Below are 3,072 nucleotides of genomic sequence, written 5' to 3' on the forward strand. Positions count from 1 at the left end.
CTCGATGGCAACCTCAAGAACGCGTTCGAACAGCTTGGCGATCTGGACAACGCAGCCCAAGCTCGTGTGGGCCTTGGGGGAGGATCTGGCAGCGAAGTTCGTCACGCATGCCAACATGATCAAGGGACTCGCGATGCCCCACCATGAGAAGCAGGTCGCTGAGTCTGGCAAGCGTGCCGAGGAGATCATGCACACACTTGCTGGCCTGATGCTGGAGGAGCCGGAGCCGATCAATATCACAGGGTTCTACACGCAGCTGTCGAAGCAGGCTGCAAACGGGATGAAGGAGATGCGGGCGAAGCTGAAGGATGAGAGTGCGATTCAGCTGGAACCGAAGATCAAGAGCATGGCTGAGGAGGTCCTTCAGCGGTCAAGAAACCAGCTCCTCAAGTGGGGGTTGAGCAAGTTTCTCACCTTCGAGAGCATCCGTTTGAATACCCCGGCTGGCAAGCAGCTGCGCAAGAGCCTGAAGGTGCTCTGGGACACAAACAAAAGCGACGAAGAGTTCGTGAAGTACCTGGGCACCGATGTGGACGAGTTGGAGGGCATCTTTGAAATGAACAGCGCCGCTCCCATGATGCCGAAGGAGCAGGTGTCAGGCAAGCGCGCGGTGCCTTCCTCCTCCTCATCATTGCCCGGTGACAACGCAGCAACAGCGAAGCGCGCCAAGAAGTGAAGGGCACGGCCACTTGCTTGCTCGCAGTCATGCTGGCGATGCCTGGCACACGTTCCTGCCCGATGACTTCCCGGCCGCACGTTCGCTCCCTCGTTCTCTCGCGTTCTCTCTCGCTCTCTCTCTCTCGCTCTCTCTCCTGTGCCCGCCGCGAGCCACGAGCCGCGGCGCCGCGCTTGAAGGAGGCTGCAAGAGGCCTCGACGTACACGCTTGCTCGCTCGCTCGCTCGCTCTCTCTCTCAACGACCTGTGCCCACCGCGCACCACGAGCCGCGGCGCCATGCTTGAAGGGGGCTGCAAGAGGTCTCGACCGTGGCACCCGCTAGACTTTCCCCACCATTGGCCGCAGGCCGCACGCCTGAAGGAGGCTGCAAGAGGCCTCGACCCCCTGGACTTCCGCACCATGAGCCACGATCCACGGCTTTGCGAGAGGCCTTGGTGCATGCTGCAAGTGGTCTGGAGTCCTGCAGGCTGCATCTGCGATAGCACGTGGCCCGAGACTTCCCCTGCAAGCGCAGATGCCCGCAATGAAACGCGCGGGCGAGCTTCCGCCTTCAGCGGAGACCTCGGCTCCAAAAGGAGCCCGGCAGGCCCCTACAGTGCACGACCAGCTCGACGTTGACACAATCTACAAAGGCACGTTGATGCAGCAGTACCTGTTGTTCGCCTGGGGAAAACTTTCGGAGCAGGAAAAAAGCATGGCACGGAGCGCGATCACGGCCTCTACCTCTTCATTGTCGACAAGTTGCAGTGGCTCTGGCATGGCTGAAGTTGCACATGACCTGCTGTTCCGCTCACTTGGCGGAACTCCGTATTTGTGCCACTCCTGCGAAATAATTGGTTTCAAGCGGGAGCACCTGATGCGAACAGTCCACACTGCTCTGCAGGCAGAGGATGCTTGTTGTTTCCAGGAGTTCGGCGAGCTCTCCAGTGGCACAGCGAAGTGCTCTGTGCACAAGGAGCTGTGCAGCGTGGATTTCTCCGCGTTCTTGGCTGTCATCGGCTATTCGTGCAAAGACATGTCCTGCCTGAAGGCAGGGTCTAAGAAGCATGTCCTGCAAAAGCAAATAGGGTCTTCAGGAAGCACGTGCCAGTACCTCATTGCCTACTTGAAGGCTGCTGCACCCAAGGTCGCCATTTTGGAAAACGTACCAGAAATGGCAAAAGAAGAGCATCAGTCTGACAATGTGAGGTATATGTCTGAGGCTGTGAGGGCTGCTGGCTATGAGATCCGTACGCGGCTTCTGGATGCGCAGGAGTTCATGCTGCCTCAACGCCGAAAGCGGGCATGGTCTGTGCTTCTGCATCAGCGGTCACTGGGGTTGACCAGCGCGGAGGCCGCGCGGGTACTGGATGCGATCTTCCAGACCGTGGAGAAGCAGAGGGCAAGGCCGGTGGCAGCCAAGGAGCTGCTGCTGAAGACCGCTGGTGACACCGTCGAGGCTGAGTTGCGCCGAAGACAGGCCTGCTGCCGTGGCGGTGGTGATGCTGGTGGCTGTGGTAACAGCTCGGAGTTGCATCAGTCCTTCATGCACAGCAAAGGCGTGAGCTGGGCGCAGCTGCGCGCCCCAGCTTCGACGGAGGAGTCAGCCTGGTTCCAGATGTGCACACAGAGGGAGAAGGAAATCATAGCCTTTGCCATGAAGTACAAGCCTCGGTTGTTCTCGGTGGACTGCTCGCAACGCATCGACAGGACGACCATGGAGGACAACGGCATCATACCCACCATCACGCCCAGTGCCCGGAACTTCTTGGCCTACGTCCCAGGCATCAAGCAGCCCCTCAACCGATTCATGCTGGGGGTGGAGAGCCTCGTGTTTCAGGGTTTCCCCGTCGAGCTCTTGCCAAAGTCTGAAGCCAAAGCGAGCGACCCGCAATACCAGGACTTGGCAGGCAACGCCTTCCCGGCCACCTGCATACTAGCAATAATGCTGGCGATTCTGGTACACGTTCCTGCCCAGCCGAGTGTGCCCGATTTGCATGATGTGCCAGATTCGCAGGCCTCGAGAGCCTCGGGGGCCTCGAGCCTCATGGAGCTCTTGGGTGGAATTCTATAATAAAAAGAAATGTAATCACCATGTTATGAATGGGCGGAGGCTGAGACAGGCCTCGCATCTGCTCATCCGCATGACCACCATCTCACCATGCATGCGGCAAACGGCCGGAAATGCCTGCGATGCCGCATGACCATCATCCGCATGACCACCATCTCACCATGACCACTTGCTCATCCGCACGACCACCATGCCTGCGATGCCGCTTCAGGTTGGCCGAAAACTTTCGAGTCACACGCATGGTCCTCTTCTGGACGAGCCCGAAAATGAACGGAAAAATCTTGAATTTTCGAACCAAAAATCTGAACCATTTTTTCTGAACCAACCCCGTTTCTGAACCAAAAA

The 3,072-nt window shown here is 58.3% G+C and carries 2 protein-coding genes; both read left to right on the plus strand.

Annotated elements, in window-relative coordinates; translation table 11 throughout:
- Nucleotides 1–676 (plus strand): hypothetical protein (locus ABWQ00_RS15745; RefSeq protein ID WP_353239603.1); only part of this gene is annotated, 676 nt, incomplete at its 5' end.
- A 641-nt stretch (nt 677–1,317) separates the two neighbouring features.
- Entirely contained in the window at nt 1,318–2,730 is a 1,413-nt protein-coding gene (locus ABWQ00_RS15750) for a DNA cytosine methyltransferase (protein ID WP_353239604.1), read from the plus strand.
- The last annotated feature ends 342 nt before the right edge of the window (nt 2,731–3,072 follow it).

It is taken from the genome of Limnohabitans sp. (genome assembly GCF_040400975.1).
Taxonomy (GTDB): Bacteria; Pseudomonadota; Gammaproteobacteria; order Burkholderiales; family Burkholderiaceae_C; genus Limnohabitans_A.